Origin of the sequence: Gillisella vitis (genome assembly GCF_001541345.2) — a bacterium.
Taxonomy (GTDB): Bacteria; Pseudomonadota; Alphaproteobacteria; order Rhizobiales; family Rhizobiaceae; genus Allorhizobium; species Allorhizobium vitis.
Genome location: NZ_LMVL02000003.1, coordinates 749,423 through 766,028, shown reverse-complemented (window position 1 = coordinate 766,028; position 16,606 = coordinate 749,423). Strand labels below are relative to the sequence as shown.

Annotated in this window: 16 protein-coding genes; 4 read left to right on the top strand and 12 right to left on the bottom strand. The window is 56.6% G+C overall.

Features of this window, described 5'->3' with window-relative positions:
* Positions 1-2: 2 nt before the first annotated feature.
* From ASB66_RS13695 to ASB66_RS13675, 5 genes are all read right to left on the bottom strand, one after another.
* Positions 3-641 carry a LysE family translocator gene (locus ASB66_RS13695; protein ID WP_114386609.1) on the bottom strand — a complete coding sequence of 213 codons (639 nt, stop codon included), beginning with the start codon at positions 639-641 and terminating at the stop codon, positions 3-5.
* 102 nt (positions 642-743) lie between these two features.
* Positions 744-1,514, bottom strand: coding sequence for an alpha/beta hydrolase (locus ASB66_RS13690; RefSeq protein WP_060717825.1), 771 nt, complete (start codon positions 1,512-1,514; stop codon positions 744-746).
* Positions 1,514-2,437: a DMT family transporter gene (locus tag ASB66_RS13685; RefSeq protein WP_060717824.1), complete on the bottom strand. Its 924-nt coding sequence runs from the start codon at positions 2,435-2,437 to the stop codon at positions 1,514-1,516. The genes ASB66_RS13690 and ASB66_RS13685 overlap by 1 nt, the downstream gene beginning before the upstream one ends.
* Positions 2,438-2,530: 93 nt before the next feature.
* Positions 2,531-3,202: a DsbA family oxidoreductase gene (locus ASB66_RS13680; RefSeq protein ID WP_060717823.1), complete on the bottom strand. Its 672-nt coding sequence runs from the start codon at positions 3,200-3,202 to the stop codon at positions 2,531-2,533.
* Positions 3,203-3,277: 75 nt separating this feature from the next.
* Positions 3,278-5,098 carry an extracellular solute-binding protein gene (locus tag ASB66_RS13675; protein WP_060717822.1) on the bottom strand — a complete coding sequence of 607 codons (1,821 nt, stop codon included), beginning with the start codon at positions 5,096-5,098 and terminating at the stop codon, positions 3,278-3,280.
* 350 nt (positions 5,099-5,448) lie between these two features.
* On the opposite strand from ASB66_RS13675, the gene ASB66_RS13670 reads away from it, so the two are divergent.
* The gene (locus ASB66_RS13670) at positions 5,449-6,084 is read left to right on the top strand and encodes an invasion associated locus B family protein (protein WP_060717821.1); all 636 of its coding nucleotides are present in this window, start codon (positions 5,449-5,451) and stop codon (positions 6,082-6,084) included.
* A gap of 77 nt (positions 6,085-6,161) precedes the next feature.
* Here the strand turns inward: ASB66_RS13670 and hspQ are convergent, their stop codons facing one another.
* From hspQ to ASB66_RS13655, 3 genes are all read right to left on the bottom strand, one after another.
* A complete protein-coding gene (gene hspQ / locus ASB66_RS13665) occupies positions 6,162-6,491 on the bottom strand; it encodes a heat shock protein HspQ (protein WP_041697996.1) in 330 nt (109 codons plus the stop codon).
* Between the two features lie 188 nt (positions 6,492-6,679).
* Positions 6,680-8,089 (bottom strand): type I glutamate--ammonia ligase, encoded by a 1,410-nt coding sequence (gene glnA / locus ASB66_RS13660; RefSeq protein ID WP_060717820.1) that lies wholly within the window; start codon positions 8,087-8,089, stop codon positions 6,680-6,682.
* Positions 8,090-8,150: 61 nt separating this feature from the next.
* The gene (locus ASB66_RS13655; RefSeq protein WP_015916113.1) at positions 8,151-8,489 is read right to left on the bottom strand and encodes a P-II family nitrogen regulator; all 339 of its coding nucleotides are present in this window, start codon (positions 8,487-8,489) and stop codon (positions 8,151-8,153) included.
* 336 nt (positions 8,490-8,825) lie between these two features.
* On the opposite strand from ASB66_RS13655, the gene ASB66_RS13650 reads away from it, so the two are divergent.
* Complete coding sequence (locus tag ASB66_RS13650; RefSeq protein ID WP_060717819.1) at positions 8,826-10,307, top strand: bifunctional ADP-dependent NAD(P)H-hydrate dehydratase/NAD(P)H-hydrate epimerase; 1,482 nt, start codon at positions 8,826-8,828, stop codon at positions 10,305-10,307.
* Here ASB66_RS13650 and ASB66_RS13645 read toward each other — a convergent pair.
* From ASB66_RS13645 to uvrA, 3 genes are read right to left on the bottom strand one after another with little or no spacing between them, the layout of a single operon-like run.
* Entirely contained in the window at positions 10,304-10,843 is a 540-nt protein-coding gene (locus ASB66_RS13645; RefSeq protein ID WP_081089006.1) for a GNAT family N-acetyltransferase, read from the bottom strand. The genes ASB66_RS13650 and ASB66_RS13645 overlap by 4 nt on opposite strands.
* Before the next feature lie 7 nt (positions 10,844-10,850).
* Positions 10,851-11,654 (bottom strand): DUF72 domain-containing protein, encoded by an 804-nt coding sequence (locus ASB66_RS13640; protein WP_060717818.1) that lies wholly within the window; start codon positions 11,652-11,654, stop codon positions 10,851-10,853.
* 21 nt (positions 11,655-11,675) lie between these two features.
* Positions 11,676-14,597: an excinuclease ABC subunit UvrA gene (gene uvrA, locus ASB66_RS13635; protein WP_060717817.1), complete on the bottom strand. Its 2,922-nt coding sequence runs from the start codon at positions 14,595-14,597 to the stop codon at positions 11,676-11,678.
* 281 nt (positions 14,598-14,878) lie between these two features.
* On the opposite strand from uvrA, the gene ASB66_RS13630 reads away from it, so the two are divergent.
* Together ASB66_RS13630 and ASB66_RS13625 are read left to right on the top strand one after the other, a co-directional pair.
* Positions 14,879-15,409: a single-stranded DNA-binding protein gene (locus ASB66_RS13630; protein WP_060717816.1), complete on the top strand. Its 531-nt coding sequence runs from the start codon at positions 14,879-14,881 to the stop codon at positions 15,407-15,409.
* A 42-nt stretch (positions 15,410-15,451) separates the two neighbouring features.
* Positions 15,452-15,706, top strand: a complete 255-nt coding sequence (locus ASB66_RS13625; protein WP_060717815.1) for an RDD family protein — start codon at positions 15,452-15,454, stop codon at positions 15,704-15,706.
* Between the two features lie 74 nt (positions 15,707-15,780).
* Here ASB66_RS13625 and ASB66_RS13620 read toward each other — a convergent pair whose 3' ends face one another.
* Positions 15,781-16,410: a MarC family protein gene (locus ASB66_RS13620; RefSeq protein WP_015916119.1), complete on the bottom strand. Its 630-nt coding sequence runs from the start codon at positions 16,408-16,410 to the stop codon at positions 15,781-15,783.
* Between the last annotated feature and the right edge of the window lie 196 nt (positions 16,411-16,606).

The following is a 16,606-nucleotide window of genomic DNA, read 5'->3' as shown; positions in this document are numbered from 1 at the left end:
CGTCAGGCGGCCGCCTTGCGCCAACCGGCGGCAACCAGACCCGCGCCGATCATCAGTGAACCACCTGTCCTGTTGACCCAGCGCTGCACATTGGGCTTGCGGATCGATTTGCGCGCCATTGACGCCATGATGGCATAGGTGGCGGCGTTCAATGTAGCGAGCACCAGGAAGGTCGCTTCGAAAATCACCATCTGCAAGGCCAGCGGCTCGGCCGTGTTCAGGAACTGCGGCAGGAAGGCCACGAAAAACAGAATGCTTTTCGGGTTGAGCGCCGTCACCACATAGGTGTGCAGGAAGATTTTTAGCGGTTGTTCCGCGGTTGGTGGATTTTCATCCGAAACCTCCTGGCTTACCATCACCGGCGCCCGCCAAAGCTTGATGCCGAGATAGATCAGGTAGGCCGCGCCGATATATTTAAGCAGCGTGAAAATCATCGCCGAGGTGGCGAGAAGTGCGCCAAGCCCCAGCATGGAGGCGGTCATGGCGGTAAAATCACCCAGCGCCACCCCCGCCACCGTTGCCTTGGCCACAGAACGCCCGTGTCCGAGCGCATAGGAAATTACCAGCACAATCGTCGGACCTGGAATGGCGAGAACGACCGCGGCAGTGGCAACAAATGCAAGCCAGATTTGAAATGTCATGGAACCCTCCTGAAAAAGCCTTCAGTCAGCAATCCATGAACGAACGAGTTTGGCAAGTAGCCTGATATGAGGTCTGTCAGGTTCAGTTTGAACCGGCAAACTCTACTTTAATTGCTCGGCAAGAAAACGGGCAGCCCGTTTATGGGCTTGTTTCGCGAGAGGCGTTTCTGGTTTCAGAAAAAAGTCATGGCTTCCGCCATCAAATATCGAGAATTCAGCCTCTGTTCCCAAGGATTTCGCCTGTTCTGATAATGCTCTTGCCATCGAGACAGGGAACACACGGTCCTCGCTACCCCAGACGATCAGAAGGGGAGGAATCGTGCGAACGGATTGAGAATAACCAGCGGGGAAACCACCGTCCACGAGCACCAAGGTATTGGCATCTTGTCGGTTTACTGTTGCGGTAATGGCAATTTGCGCGCCCAGCGAAATTCCGAGAACGCCGATTTTCCGATCCTCTGGAGACTGTGCTTTGAGAAACAGCAGAACGTCGCGGACAGCCGCGCTCCATTGGGCCATGTGGCTTGTGTAATATTGGATACGACCTGCCGCACCCTTCGCATGGCCAATGGCAGTCAAATCTGCGTCTGACACGGCGTGGACGAGATAGGCATCAAGCCCCGCCTTATCGAGGCTTTGAGCAAGATTGTCATAGGCTGCCGATCGGAAGCCTTTGCTGCCGCTCAGGATGATAACGGCTGGACGCTTCTGAGATGCGCGCCTCTCGAATGCCTCTATTGCGATGTCGCCCTGAGTCGTCTTGATCGTCGCCGTTTGACGGTCGTTTGCCTGTGACGGGCTGCAAGCGATGAAAGCCAGACACAATACCGTCGTGGCCAATAGAAAAGCATTAGAAAGACGGCAACGCGGCATTACTCCTCCTCCACCGCCAGACTGGCCTGCGGGCCGGAGGCAACAGCCGGTGGGAGGGGAACGCCCTTGGTTCTTTCTCGCATCAGGGTAATCAGGCCGGAGCCGATGATCAGGGTGATGCCGACCAGCATGGGCATATCGACATGGTCGCCGAAGATCAGGTAGCCGAACAAGATGGCCCAGAGCATCTGGCTGTATTGCGCAGGCCCCAGCACGGCGGCTGGAGCAAAGCGGGTCGCCAGCATCATCAGCACGGTGGCCAGCGCGGCAAACAGGCCGTAGCTGAGCAGCAAAAGCCAGTCCGTTCCCTGCGGCCAGGAAAAGGCAGGCAGCATAGCGATGCCGGAAATGATGATAGTGCCGAAGGCGCCAGCGCCGTAGAGCGAAGTGGATTTTTCACGCGGGCCGATGGCGCGGTAGACGACGATGGAAATCGCCCCGCCCAACCCGCCGATGACGGCGCCGAGATGGCCGATCGATAATTCCCTGAAACCCGGACGCAGCACCACCAGCACGCCGATAAACCCGAGGATCACCGCGCTCCAGCGGCGGATGCCGACCTGTTCCTTGAGGAATACCACCGACATAATGGTGACGAAGCAGGGCAAAAGGAAAATCAGGCAGAAGGCCTCGGCCATAGACAGATGCGTGAAGGCCGTCACCGCGCCGATGGCGCTGGTGCCGGAGGCGACGAAACGCAGCAGCCAGAGCTTCAGGTTTGAGGTTCTGAAAACATCTGTCAGCGCATCGCCGCGCTTCAGAAGAAAGGGCAGGGCAGCCAGACCGAACAGCGATCCGAAGAAAGCTGATTCGAACGGACTGATTCGGCCATCCACGAGTTTGACCGAGGCATCACTGATGGCATAGGCAGCAAAGGCTGCAAAAGCGAGCGCAAGGCCGCGAGGTGTCGTATCGGAGGTCACGAGCAGGTCGTCCTGGAGTTTGGCCGGGGAAAACCGTTATCAGCTTTCCACCGGCAGGGGGCCTCTCGTGAGTATGGCCGATATTGCGTTGCGTCAATTCAGTTTCGACTGTTCGACGGCCTTTTCAGCGGCGATGTCGCGCAGGGCATTGGCCAGAACATCTGTCGGCTGGGCGCCACTCACGGCATATTTCTGGTCGATGATGAAGAACGGCACACCATTGACGCCCATTTTCTGGGCGGCGTCGATTTCATCGATCACCATGTCCTTGTCGGCATCGCCGGCCAGCAGTGCCTGCATCACCTTGCGGTCCAGTCCGGCCTTCTCTGTAATATCCAGCAGGACAGCATGATCGCCGAGATTGCGGCCGTCCTCGAAAAATGCCTTGAACAGGCCTGAGACCACAGCACCCTGCGCTTCACGGCTTTCCAATCCGGCCCAATGGATCAGCCGATGCGCATCCAGCGTATTGGGGCCGATCTTGATGGCTTCGAAATTGAAGGCAATACCAACCTCGCGGCCAAGCTCCGCCAATTGCTGATGGCCGCGCTCGAGGTTTTCCTTGCCGCCAAATTTTTTGGCCAGTTCGGCCTGCTGGTCGACCCCTTCGGGTGGATAGTCCGGATTGAGCCGGTAGGGACGCCAGTTGACGTCGATGCTGACCGTGTCCTGTACCTCGGCAATGGCCAGATCCAGCCGGGCCTTGCCCAGATAGCACCACGGGCAGACGACATCGGACACGAGATCGATGGTAATGCGTTGCATGAAAGGGTCTCCATCGGTATGCGGCAGCGATGACACGCCGCAGATCCGTGCGCAGTCAGCGCGCGGTGGTTGAATTCATTGCGCCCTGGCGTCCCACCACGTGGGGAGTTGATAGCCCAGCATCGGCACTTGGTCAGGCCTTGCGATGCGTTTCCAGCGCGCCAGCCATTGCTCGCCATTATAATAGAGTGGCACCACGTAATGCCCGGCCACCAGCAGGCGATCCAGGGCCCGCACGCTGGCCTGATAGTCCTCGAGGCTTCTGGCATTGACCATGGTGTTCAACACCCGGTCGATATCCGGATTGGCAACCCCGGCATAATTGAAACTGCTTTGCCGATCTCGGGCTGTGGAACCCCAGCGGTTGAATTGCTCGATACCGGGAGCCAGCGTCGAAGGATAGGCCATGACGACCATGTCATAATCGAAGCTGTTGGAGCGCGCCTGATATTGCGCGTCATCCACCGTGCGGATGGTCATGCCGATGCCGATCAGCCTTAGGGTACGCTGATAGGCAAGCGCCATTTTCTCCTGGCCGGCATTCTGGGTCATGACCTCGAAGGACAGTGGTTTGCCCTGGGCATCGACCATTTTTCCATCATTGATCGAATAGCCAGCCTGGCTGAGCAACGCGACGGCCTGGCGCAGAATATTACGGTCGGCGCCCGAACCATCGGAAATCGGCAATGTATAGGTGCCCGCCAGGATTTCCGGGGCAATCGTGTTGCGCGCATTGCCAAGGATTGCCAGTTCGCGGTCGTCGGCGGCATGGCCAAAGGCGCCGAGCGGCGAATTCTGCCAGTAACTCTGGATTCGCTTGAACGCATTGCCGTAGATGTTTTTGTTGACCCACTCGAAGTCGAAGGCGAGCGTCAGCGCCTCGCGCACCTTCACATCGGCAAAGATCGGGCGACGGGTGTTGAACACGAATCCCAGCATGCCCGTCGGTTTTTGCGGGGTAAAGGTTTCGCGTACAACATCGCCATTCACGGCTGCGGGGAAATTATAAGCCCGCAGCCAATGGGCCGAATCACCATCAGGGTAAATATCGATTTCACCCTTCTTGAAGGCTTCGAACAGGGTGCTGTCCTGCAAGAAATAGGTTACGCTGACTTCGTCGTAATTATCGAAGCCCACCTTTGAAGGTAGATCCTTGCCCCAATAATTCGGGTCGCGCTGATAGGTAATCCGCTCGCCTGGGCGGATATCCTTGATCTTATAGGGGCCGGAGCCAACAGGCACATTCAGCGAGGATTGTTCGAAAAGATCCGGATCGATGGCATGCTTCGGCAGGATTGGCGTTGCATAGGCCAGAAGCAGCGGAATTTCCCGGTCAGCCTTGTCGTTGAAGGTGAAGCGAACGCTATGCTCGCCGACCTTTTCCATCCTGGCGACGCCGTTCAACCGCTTGTCGAAAGGCGCACGGCCCTTCTGCTGGAGAATCTGCAACGTGAAAATCACGTCATCCGGCGTTACAGGCTGGCCATCCTGCCAGCGGGCCTTGGGGTTGAGGTTGAACTGGATGAAGCTGCGGGCATCATCCCACTCGACGCTTTGCGCCAAAAGACCATAGAGCGTGTAGGGTTCGCCGGCAGAGCGGGTCATCAGCGTTTCGTAAAACAGATTGCCGTATTCCGGGTCCCAGATGCCGCGCGCCGTTGTGCGCATGCCCTTGATGACAAAGGGGTTGAAACTGTCGAATGTGCCAACCACGCCGTAGGAAATCCGGCCGCCTTTCTTTACGTCAGGGTTGACGTAAGGCAAGTGCTTATAATCGGCGGGCAGGGCGGGTTTGCCATACATGGATATGGCATTGACGGGCTCGGCCAAGGTAGCCGATGCGGCAAACAAGCCGCAGAACGGCAGGACCAGCAGGGTCGACAAAAGACGCCGCAAACCATTTCCTCTCGAGATCAGTATTTTAAATTTCGCGGCAAATTATCACGAACTGCCGGAAAGCCAACCGCTATGGCACAATTCCTGCTATGGAAGCGCCATGTAAGTGAATGGGTGAAATTGTCCAGTAAAACAAATGTCGCGCGCGCTCAATCGTTCCATAAATCGGACGTATCTTTCGCAAACACCAAAGAAGCACTGGATATTCGCAGCGATGCGCTGTAACAGGATCACCACACACATCGGGTCATCTATTTGCCTCATTTAAAACCCAGGGGATGAACGAATAGGCCGATCTAATCGGGTGAGAACTTCGGTTCGACAAAAGTTTTCAGGAGACGGATCTCGTTATGACGTTTACAGCAGCCAAAACCGCGCGTGCGGCACTCTCCGCTCTCGTTCTCTCCACTGGCTTTGCTGGCGCATCCTTTGCCCAGCAGCAGCCCGCTGGCGATGCCGGCTTGCCGCCGCAGGGTTGGTTCAAGACCTGCGCCAAGCAGGAAGACAACGATATCTGCACGGTGCAGAACATTCAGGTCGCGCAGAACCGCCAGATGATTATCGCCGTGGCGATCATTTCCATCGAAGGCAAGATGAACCGCAAGCTGATGCAGGTCTCCGTGCCGTCCGCACGGCTGATCCCGCCGGGCGTAGTTCTGCAGATCGACGGCGGCAAAGGCCAGAAGATCGATTACGCCGTCTGCTTCCCGGACCGTTGCACAGCTGAAATTCCGCTGACGGACGCGATGATTGCCAGCCTGAAGAAGGGCCATGACGTGGTGTTCACGTCGATGAACTTCCGCCGCGTTCCAAACCCGATCAAGATTTCGCTGGATGGCTTTACTGGTTCCTACGATGGCCCGGCTATCACCCAGTCCCAGGCGCAGGAGCGCCAGCGTCTGCTGGAAGAAGCCATGCAGAAGAAGAACGAAGAATCGCAGAAGGCCCTGGAAGACGCCCAGAAGGCCGCCAAGGAAACCAAATAATCGGTTGTTCCTTTCCTTCATTGTCAAAAAGCCCCGGTCGTTAAACCGGGGCTTTTTTACGAGATAATGTCAGCCGCTCAGTGAGCCAAATTCATCCGCGGCTTGTAATGACCGGCCTGCTCTTCCACGAAGATCTGGTTGATATGCGGATTGCGCAGCGGTTCGCCGCTTTCGTCTGTCTCCAGATTTTGCTCGGAGACATAGGCGACATATTCCGTCTCGGCATTTTCAGCCAGCAGATGATAGAAAGGCTGATCCTTGCTTGGCCGCAATTCTGCGGGGATCGCGTTCCACCATTCTTCCGTATTGGCGAATTCCGGATCGACGTCGAAAACGACGCCGCGAAACGGAAATACCTTGTGACGAACAATGTCACCGATTCCAAACTTTGCGTTGCGTTGTTTCATGGCTTTGTTTCCTTTCGTCAAATATTTGGGAAACGGGACAACGAACATCAAGGGCCTCGACATGGTTTTGTCACAAAACGGCTGAGGCATGGCCGCCCGGTTTAACGAGATGTGCAATTGCAAAAAATATCAATGATACTGCAATAAAAAAGCCGGCAGGGTTGCTGCCGGCTTTGGTGTCGATCGGATCAGACCGAGTAGTACATGTCGTATTCCACCGGATGAGGGGTCATTTCGTAGCGCATGACCTCCTGCATCTTGATGTCGATGAAGGCGTCGATCTGGTCGTCGTCGAAGACGCCGCCCGCGGTCAGGAACTTGCGATCCTTGTCGAGGCTTTCCAGCGCTTCACGCAACGAGGCGCAGACCGTTGGGATCTTCTTCAATTCCTTCGGCGGCAGGTCATAGAGATCCTTGTCCATGGCTTTGCCAGGATGGATCTTGTTCTTGATGCCATCGAGACCAGCCATCAGCATCGCGGCAAAACCGAGATAGGGGTTGGCGGTCGGGTCAGGGAAGCGGACTTCGACGCGCTTTGCCTTCGGGTTGGAGCCGAATGGAATGCGGCAGGAGGCGGAACGGTTGCGGGCGGAATAGGCCAGCAAAACCGGTGCTTCATAGCCAGGCACCAGGCGCTTGTAGGAATTGGTCGAGGGGTTGGTGAAGGCATTCAGTGCCTTGGCATGCTTGATGATGCCGCCGATATAATAGAGGCAGCTTTCCGACAGACCGGCATATTCGTCACCGGCGAAGGTCGGCTTGCCATCCTTCCAGATCGACTGATGCACATGCATGCCCGAGCCATTGTCGCCAAAGATCGGCTTCGGCATGAAGGTTGCGGTCTTGCCATAGGCATTGGCGACCTGATGCACGACATATTTGTAGATCTGCATCTTGTCGGCGTTGCGCACCAGCGTGTCGAACTTGATGCCAAGCTCATGCTGGGCCGCGGCCACTTCATGGTGATGCTTTTCGACGACGACGCCCATTTCGGAGAGCACCGTCAGCATTTCAGAGCGCATATCCTGGCAGCTGTCGATCGGCGGAACCGGGAAATAGCCGCCCTTGACGCGCGGACGGTGGCCGAGATTGCCGGTTTCATAATCGGTATCGTCGTTGGACGGCAATTCGGTGGAATCAAGCTTGAAGCCGGTATTGTAAGGATCGGCCTTGTATTTCACGTCATCGAAAATGAAGAATTCAGCTTCAGGGCCGAAAAATGCCGTGTCGCCGATACCCGACGCCTTGAGATAGGCTTCCGCCTTCTTGGCAGTGCCGCGCGGATCGCGGTTATAGGCTTCACCGGAAACCGGATCGAGAATATCGCAGAGAATGACCATGGTCGACTGGGCGAAGAACGGGTCCATATGTACCGTTTCTACGTCTGGCATCAGCACCATGTCGGATTCGTTGATTGCCTTCCAGCCGGCGATGGAGGAGCCGTCGAACATCACGCCATCGGCGAACATGTCTTCATCGACACAGACGATGTCCATGGTGACATGCTGCAACTTGCCCTTGGGGTCGGTGAACCTGAGATCGACAAATTTTACGTCGTTGTCTTTGATTTGTTTAAGAATATCCTGTGCGGTCGTCATTAGGTTTGTTCCTCGATTTGATGACGATTATAAGACCCGACCTCCCTCAGCCGGGCCGCATTCAAATAGCGTCGACGCCGGTTTCGCCGGTTCTGATCCGGACGACTTCCTCGACGTTGGAAACGAAAATCTTTCCATCGCCAATGCGCCCTGTTTGCGCAGCATTGCGGATCGCGTCGATGACGGCCTCGACGTTTTCATCGGCCAGCACGACTTCGACCTTCACTTTAGGCAGGAAGTCGACCACGTATTCGGCGCCGCGATACAGCTCCGTATGGCCCTTTTGCCGCCCAAATCCCTTGGCTTCCGTGACCGTTATGCCTTGCAATCCTACTTCCTGAAGGGCTTCCTTCACTTCGTCCAGCTTGAAAGGCTTTATGATCGCTTCGATCTTTTTCATGAGAAAATTTCTCTCCGCTTCCCTCATTGATGCAGGTAACACCTGTTTGCCCTGCGTTGATGCACTTACCGTGCCAATTTGGTCCGCGAATTGCGAAAAAAACAGAAAATCACCCGCATTGCCGAAACAGTTTTGCCTAAACCCGGGCAAAACACCAGAGCTAAGTGCCTATTTTTTGTGAGAATTAGGTGGATTGAATTTTTTGCCGATTTTAACGATTGCGCAGATTTTTTGCATGAATTCGTGCCGCCTTGATAGGCATCTGCATAATAAATATTCAATATTAATTTCCTCGACGCCATTGCCGTTTGCTGCGGCTTTCGATTTGATATTTGCATGATGCAAACATCTTTTCATCACCTGATTTCTCCCTCTTCCATGGCCCTGGTGGACCGCGATGCGGCCAACTCGGGGATCGATAGTTATGGGCTGATGCGCAAAGCCGGTTCTGCCGTAGCGGCAGCGGCACTCCGGCTTTTCCCACAGGCGCTGAGGGTCGCGGTGCTGTGTGGGCCGGGAAATAATGGCGGTGACGGCTATGTCGCGGCTGAGGCGCTGCGGGTATCAGGGGTTTCTGTTCAGGTCTTTTGTCTGGGTGAGTCGGAAAAGCTGAAGGGAGATGCGGCTCTGGCTTTTGCGGACTACCAGGGCAAGGCCGAACCGCTGGCGCTCTATGATCCCAAGGAGGGGGATCTAGTGGTCGATGCATTGTTCGGTGCTGGCCTGGCGCGCGACCTGCCTTCGCCGGTGTTGGTGCTGATCGAGCGGGTCAACCAGGCCGGTATTCCTGTTCTGGCGGTCGATCTGCCCTCTGGTGTCGATGGTCGTACGGGTCAGCCCCGCCCGGTGGCGTTTCAGGCGGTCCATACGGTGACATTCATGGCACGAAAGCCGGGACATATGCTGCTCCCGGGACGGTCGCTGTGTGGCACAGTGGAGGTCTACGACATCGGCATTCCGCGTCGCATCGTTGAACAATATCGGGGCGAGGTTGCCGTCAATCATCCCGATTTATGGGCGCATCTCCTGCCAAAAATCTCTGGCGCCAGTCACAAATTCACCAGGGGCCATCTCACGGTGTTTTCCGGCCGCACCAGCACGACAGGCGCCGCCCGGCTCGCCGCCATGGCTGGATTGAAGGCCGGAGCGGGGCTGGTAACGCTGGCCTCACCGGCCAGTGCCGTCCTTGTCAACGCCGCCCAGAACACAGCCGTGATGGTGAAGACCGTCGATGATCTTGACGACCTTGAAGACTATCTGACCGACCAGCGGATGGGCGCCTTCGTGCTCGGACCCGGATTCGGGATTGGTGAAAAGGCGCGGGCATTTACCCTCTCGCTGTCCAAACGCAGGCTGGTTCTTGATGCTGACGGTATTTCCTCTTTTAGGGATCAACCAGACGAACTGTTCGACGCATTTTCCGGCAATGAAGCCCGCTTGGTTCTGACGCCGCATGAGGGCGAATTCGCTCGGCTGTTTGCCGATATTGCCGGTGACAAGATGTTGGGCAAAGTCGAAAAAGCCCAGGCCGCTGCCAGAAAAGCCAATGCCGCCGTGGTGTACAAAGGTGCTGACACCGTGATTGCGGCCCCCGATGGCCGGGCGATGATCAACGAAAATGCGCCGCCCTGGCTTGCCACAGCCGGTTCCGGCGATGTGTTGGCCGGGATCATCGGCGGGCTGTTGGCGCAAGGCGTTCCGGCTTTTGAGGCGGCAGCAGCAGGTGTCTGGCTGCATGCGGAAACGGGCGCAAGGGTCGGCGAGGGACTGACGGCGGAGGATCTGGCTGCGGCTGTGCGGCCCTTTCGCCAAGGTTAAAACACCAGCATCATGGCGACACGGCGAAGTGGATTGAGGCCTTTAGCCGCTTCTGCTGCAAGGATCTTTTTCAGGCGCATAGGGCAGGCATCCCCCTCGACGGCTTGAAACCCAAGAGAGGAATAAAAGGGCGCGTTGAAAGGCGCGAAACGATCTGTTGTCAGCGTCGAACCCAAGAGATGTCTGGACCGTCCTTCGTTAAGCAAAGCATTTATCAGTCGCCGCCCAATTCCCCGCCGCTGCCATTGCGGATGAACATCTGCTTCTCCTATGCGCAACCAGCCTTCGCTGACATAGCCACCAGCATATCCGACCGGACTTTCCGCTCCATCGAAAGCTGCCAGAAGCAGACCGGCATCGAGATAAACCCGCAATTCCTCGTCGCTGCTTGCAACAGGGTCGCCTGTTACGGCCCCAGCAGCCCGAAGGGTTTCGAACGAAGCCAATTCCACATCTCGCAAACTGCAAAAATGCTGCCTCGTCGCGGGACCGATATGGATCGTATCAGCAGGGTCGCCGATGGCTGTCGTCATCATCAGACCTTCAGTTCAATAGCGCTTTCTGAAGCAATTGCGCTCCATTCGGCGCATTGACCTTGCCGCCCGTGATGAAAAACGCAAAGACATCGCGTGGCTTTTTATCCGCGATCCGTTGCGGCGCGATCAACGGTAAATCCTGCGGTACGCTTCCTTCAGCATAGGCAGAAAACCGCTTTGCCCAGTCATTCACCTGGGTTTCCTGATAGCAGGTCTTGACCTCATCCGTTCCCTTTTGCAGCCGGGCATAAACAAAATCTGCCGTGACATCGGCAAACATCGGATAATCATGGTGATCAGCACAGACTGCAGCCACGCCATGCCGCTCCAGCATGGTGATGAAATCAGGCGTCTGGAACGATGGATGGCGTGGCTCGACCACATGCCGCAGCGTTAAACCATCAAGGGTTTTCGGCAGGAGCGACAGAAAACCCTCGAAATCCTCAGGTTCGAACTTTTTCGTTGCCATGAATTGCCAGAGAATAGGGCCAAGATGGTGACCCAGTTCCGCGATGCCTTGATTCAGGAACTTCTCGATAGACGGACCGGCCTCGGACAAAATCTTGCGATTGGTGCAATAACGGCTGGCTTTCAGCGAAAAGATGAAATCGTCAGGTACATCCGAAGCCCACTTGGCGAAGGTCTCCGGCTTCTGGCTGGAATAATAGGTGCCGTTGACTTCGATGGCCGTGAGCTGGCGACTGGCGTGTTCCAGCTGCCGTTTCTTCGGCAGCTTTTCAGGATAGAACGTGCCTTCCCAAGGCTCGAACGTCCAGCCGCCGATGCCGGTGCGGATTGTGCCTGCGGTCATCTGCTCACTCCCTGTTGATCGCTATTCCGCGGCTTGTGGCTTCTTCATCGGACGGCGCTCCAGCAATTCCCTGAGGAAGTGGCCGGTATAGGAAGCCTCAACCTTGACGATCTCTTCCGGCGTGCCTTGGGCGACGATCTGGCCGCCGCCATCGCCCCCCTCGGGGCCGAAATCGATGATGTGATCGGCAGTCTTGATGACTTCAAGATTGTGCTCGATGACCACGACGGAATTGCCCTGATCGACCAGTTCCTGAAGCATCTCCAAGAGCTTGGCGACGTCATGGAAATGCAGGCCGGTGGTCGGCTCGTCCAGAATATACAGGGTGCGGCCCGTCGATTTCTTCGAGAGTTCCTTGGCAAGCTTGATGCGCTGGGCTTCGCCGCCCGACAGCGTATTGGCCTGTTGTCCAACCTTGATATAGCCAAGTCCGACATCGAACAGCGCTTGCAGCTTATCGCGCACCGCAGGGACAGCCGAGAAAAACTCAACACCTTCCTCGACCGTCATATCCAGCACGTCGGCAATAGACTTAGTCTTGAAGGTCACGTCCAGGGTCTCGCGATTATAGCGCTTACCATGGCAGACGTCGCAGGTGACATAGACATCCGGCAGGAAGTGCATTTCGATTTTGATGACGCCATCACCCTGACAGGCTTCGCATCGCCCGCCCTTGACGTTGAAGGAAAAGCGACCGGGCTGATAACCGCGCGCCTTGGCCTCCGGCAGACCCGAAAACCAGTCGCGGATCGGGGTAAATGCGCCGGTATAGGTGGCCGGGTTGGAGCGCGGCGTACGGCCAATTGGCGATTGGTCGATATCGATCACCTTGTCGATGAATTCGAAACCATCGATACGGTCGTGATCGGCCGGGTTTTCCCGAGCGCCCATCACCCGTCTTGCTGCGGCCTTATATAACGTCTCGATCAGGAAGGTCGATTTGCCACCGCCGGAAACGCCGGTAACGGCGGTAAACACACCAAGCGGAATGGCCGCCGTGACATTCTTCAGATTGTTGCCCCGCGCGCCGATCACCTTGATCTGCTGGCCTTTTTTCGGCTTGCGCCGCGCCTGTGGTACTTTAACGCCAAGCTCGCCGGTCAGATACTTGCCGGTCAGCGACTTGCCATTGGCCATGATGTCCTGCGGGCTGCCCTTGGCGATCACCTGGCCGCCATGAATGCCTGCCGCAGGCCCGATATCGACCACATAATCGGCGGCCAGAATGGCGTCCTCGTCATGCTCAACGACAATCACCGTATTGCCGATATCGCGCAGATGCTTGAGCGTATCGAGAAGGCGGGCATTATCGCGTTGATGCAGGCCAATCGACGGTTCATCCAGCACGTAAAGCACGCCGGTTAGCCCTGAGCCGATCTGTGAGGCAAGCCGGATGCGCTGACTTTCACCGCCAGACAGAGTGCCGGAATTGCGCGACAGGCTGAGATAGTCCAGCCCGACATCGTTGAGGAAGCTCAGGCGCTCGCGGATTTCCTTGAGAATACGAACAGCGATTTCGTTCTGCTTGTCGGTGAGGAGACCAGGCAGGGTCTCGAACCAGCCGCCGGCAACGCGGATCGACATTTCCGTCACCTGGCCGATATGCAGACCATTGATTTTCACCGCAAGCGCTTCTGGTTTCAGCCTGAAACCCTTGCAGGCCGGGCAGGGCGCGGCGGACATGTAGCGCTCGATTTCTTCGCGCGCCCAGGCGCTGTCGGTTTCCTTCCAACGGCGCTCGAGGTTCGGAACGATGCCTTCAAAGGTTTTTGTCGCGCTATAGGAACGTGCGCCGTCGGCGTAGTGAAACTCGATCTTTTCTTCGGTACCGTGCAGGATGGATTTTTGCGCCTCGGCGCTCAGGTCCGACCATTTGCTGCTCAGCTTGAAGCCGAAAGCTTTGCCGAGGCCTTCAAGCGTCTGGTCGTAATAAGGCGAGCTGGATTTTGCCCAGGGCGCAATCGCGCCGTCCTTCAGCCGCTTGTCGGCTTCAGGAATGATCAGCGCTTCATCAATCTTCTGCTGGAAACCAAGGCCGTCGCAGGTCGGGCAGGCGCCAAACGGATTGTTAAAGGAAAACAGCCGGGGCTCGATTTCCGGAATGGTAAAGCCGGAGACCGGGCAGGCGAATTTTTCCGAAAACAACACCCGCTCATGGGTTTCGTTCAGGGATTTGTTGGCCGAGCCACCAGCCGATGTTTCATTGGCTGGCAGCGGCTTGTCGGCAAATTCGGCGACCGCCAACCCATCGGCAAGGCGAAGGCAGGTTTCCAGGCTGTCGGCGAGCCGAGAGGCCATGTCAGCCCGCACCACGACGCGGTCGACGACGATGTCGATATCGTGCTTGTATTTCTTGTCGAGGGTGGGCGCCTCGGCGATTTCGTAGAACTGACCGTCGATCTTGACGCGCTGGAAGCCCTTCTTCATCAGCTCCGCGAGTTCCTTCTTATACTCGCCCTTGCGGCCCCGGATCAGCGGCGCAAGAATATAAAGTCGCGTCCCTTCCTCAAAGGCCAGGACACGGTCAACCATCTGGCTGACGGTCTGGCTCTCGATCGGCAGCCCGGTTGCTGGCGAATAAGGTACCCCGACGCGGGCAAACAGCAGGCGCATATAATCGTAGATTTCGGTGACGGTCCCGACCGTTGAGCGCGGATTGCGCGACGTGGTCTTCTGCTCAATGGAGATTGCCGGTGACAGGCCCTCGATCAGGTCTACATCAGGCTTCTGCATCATCTCCAGGAACTGCCGAGCATAGGCCGACAAGCTTTCGACATAGCGGCGTTGACCCTCGGCATAAATCGTATCGAAGGCCAGCGACGACTTTCCCGAGCCGGAAAGGCCGGTCATCACGATCAGGCTATTGCGCGGCAGATCAAGGTCGATGCCCTTGAGATTGTGCTCGCGCGCGCCACGGATGGAAATCGTCTTCAATTCGCTCATAACAAAACTCGGTTTGGGACAAGAGCCGCAGGCAGGAATGCCGCTCCTTATTTAGTCACTGCTGCCGTCCTGTCGAGACGGGTGCGGCGATTCTGCATTCGATTCCGGTAGAGTTGACTGCATCATACAAATTTATTAGAACAAAGAAAGAACATTTTTTTAGTGACGATTCTTCGCTGTGGATTACAGGTGATCTGCCTGCCCTTAATCGGCAGGGATAGGATAAGGTTAAAATTGATTGGATTTGTAAGCCGCCCGATGGTGGCAGCGAGGTGAGTATCATGGCTGGAAGCGTCAACAAGGTTATATTGATCGGCAATCTGGGCGCGGACCCGGAAATTCGTCGTACCCAGGACGGTAAGCCAATTGCCAACCTGCGCATTGCCACGTCTGAATCCTGGCGCGACCGTAATTCCGGTGAGCGCAAGGAGAAGACCGAATGGCACAGCGTGGTGATCTTCAATGAAGGTCTCTGCAAGGTAGCCGAACAATATCTGAAGAAGGGCGCGACCGTTTATATCGAGGGCCAGCTTCAGACCCGCAAATGGCAGGACCAAAACGGCAATGACCGTTACTCGACGGAAATCGTCCTGCAGGGCTTCAATTCGACCCTGACCATGCTTGGTGGCCGTGGCGAAGGTGGCGGAGCGGCCCGTGGCGGCAGCGATTTCGGCGGCGGCGGCGGTGGTGGCTACGACGACTATGGCTCAGCCCCAGCCCGCAGCGGCGGCGCATCCTCGGGTGGTGGTCGCGGCGCCAGTGCGCCATCCGGCGGTTTCTCCCGCGATATGGATGATGATATTCCGTTCTGATCGGTGGGATCAGAGACGTTTTTGACCTGATTGGAGGGATGGATGCCGGAAGACGAAATCAAGCGCAGACCATCTCAGTGGCGGATTATTCTCGCTTTCATACTCGATATGTTCACCTCGTTCTTTATTCTTGGCTATCTCGTCGGGTATCTGAGCGGCGGTTTGACGCCGGATGGCTTTCAGTTGAACGGCTTACCGGCCTTGATCATGTTTGCTTTGGTTGTCGCCTATTTTGTCGTGTTCAATCGATTCCTGGGCGGTACGATCTGGAAACGGATATTGCGGGCGAACTATTAGAAAATGTCATTCCTAAACGGATAGGAAGGCCTTGATCTTGCAATGGCGATGCTTCACCGCCATTGCATAAGGTCTCAAAGGTGAAACGCAGACTTGATGCCGTCAACGACGAATTGAACGGATAGGGCAGCCAATATGACGCCGAGCAGGCGGGTCAAGATTGCCCTCCCGGTGACGCCCAGAAAGCGATCAAGCCGATCGGCGATCACCAGCGCCAACAGTACGACGCCAATGCACAGTCCGATGACCAGGATGAGTTCCGTGCGCTCTACCGGGCCGGGCAATGCGCCAGCCAGCAGGATGGTGGCGGAAATGGCGCCAGGGCCAGCAATGAGCGGCAAAGCCAGTGGGAAGACGGCGATATTGTGCATGTGATCGCGGGTAATCGCGTCTTCCGAAGTCTTTTCCTTACGCTCCTGGCGTTTCTCGAAAATCATCTCGAAAGCGATGGCAAATAGCATCAACCCGCCAGCGATGCGGAACGCGCCGATGGAGATACCAAGCGCTTCAAGAATGCTGGCACCGAAAACAGCAAAGACCGCCAGGATACCAAAGGCGATGGCCGCGCCACGCAAGGCCACTTGCTTGCGTTGCTGCCGGGTCATGCCCCGGGTCAGACCAAGAAACAGCGGTGCCAGACCCGGCGGGTCGAGCGTCACCAACAGGGTGGTAAAGGCATTGAGGAGAAGTTCGACATTGGTCATGGATGTTCTCCTGTTTCTGTCCGGATAAAGGTCGCAGGTTGCGCGAGACTGTGGTGCGATAGAATCCTCTACCATATCCGGGCCGTTGGAGAGTGATTTCCGGCGCGTGGAGGCAACGTCAAGCCACCGGTGGCGGTCATTCGGGCAGATAGCGCCTGCGGGTTCAAGAAATGCCTTGTCATAGCCGCAAAAGCCT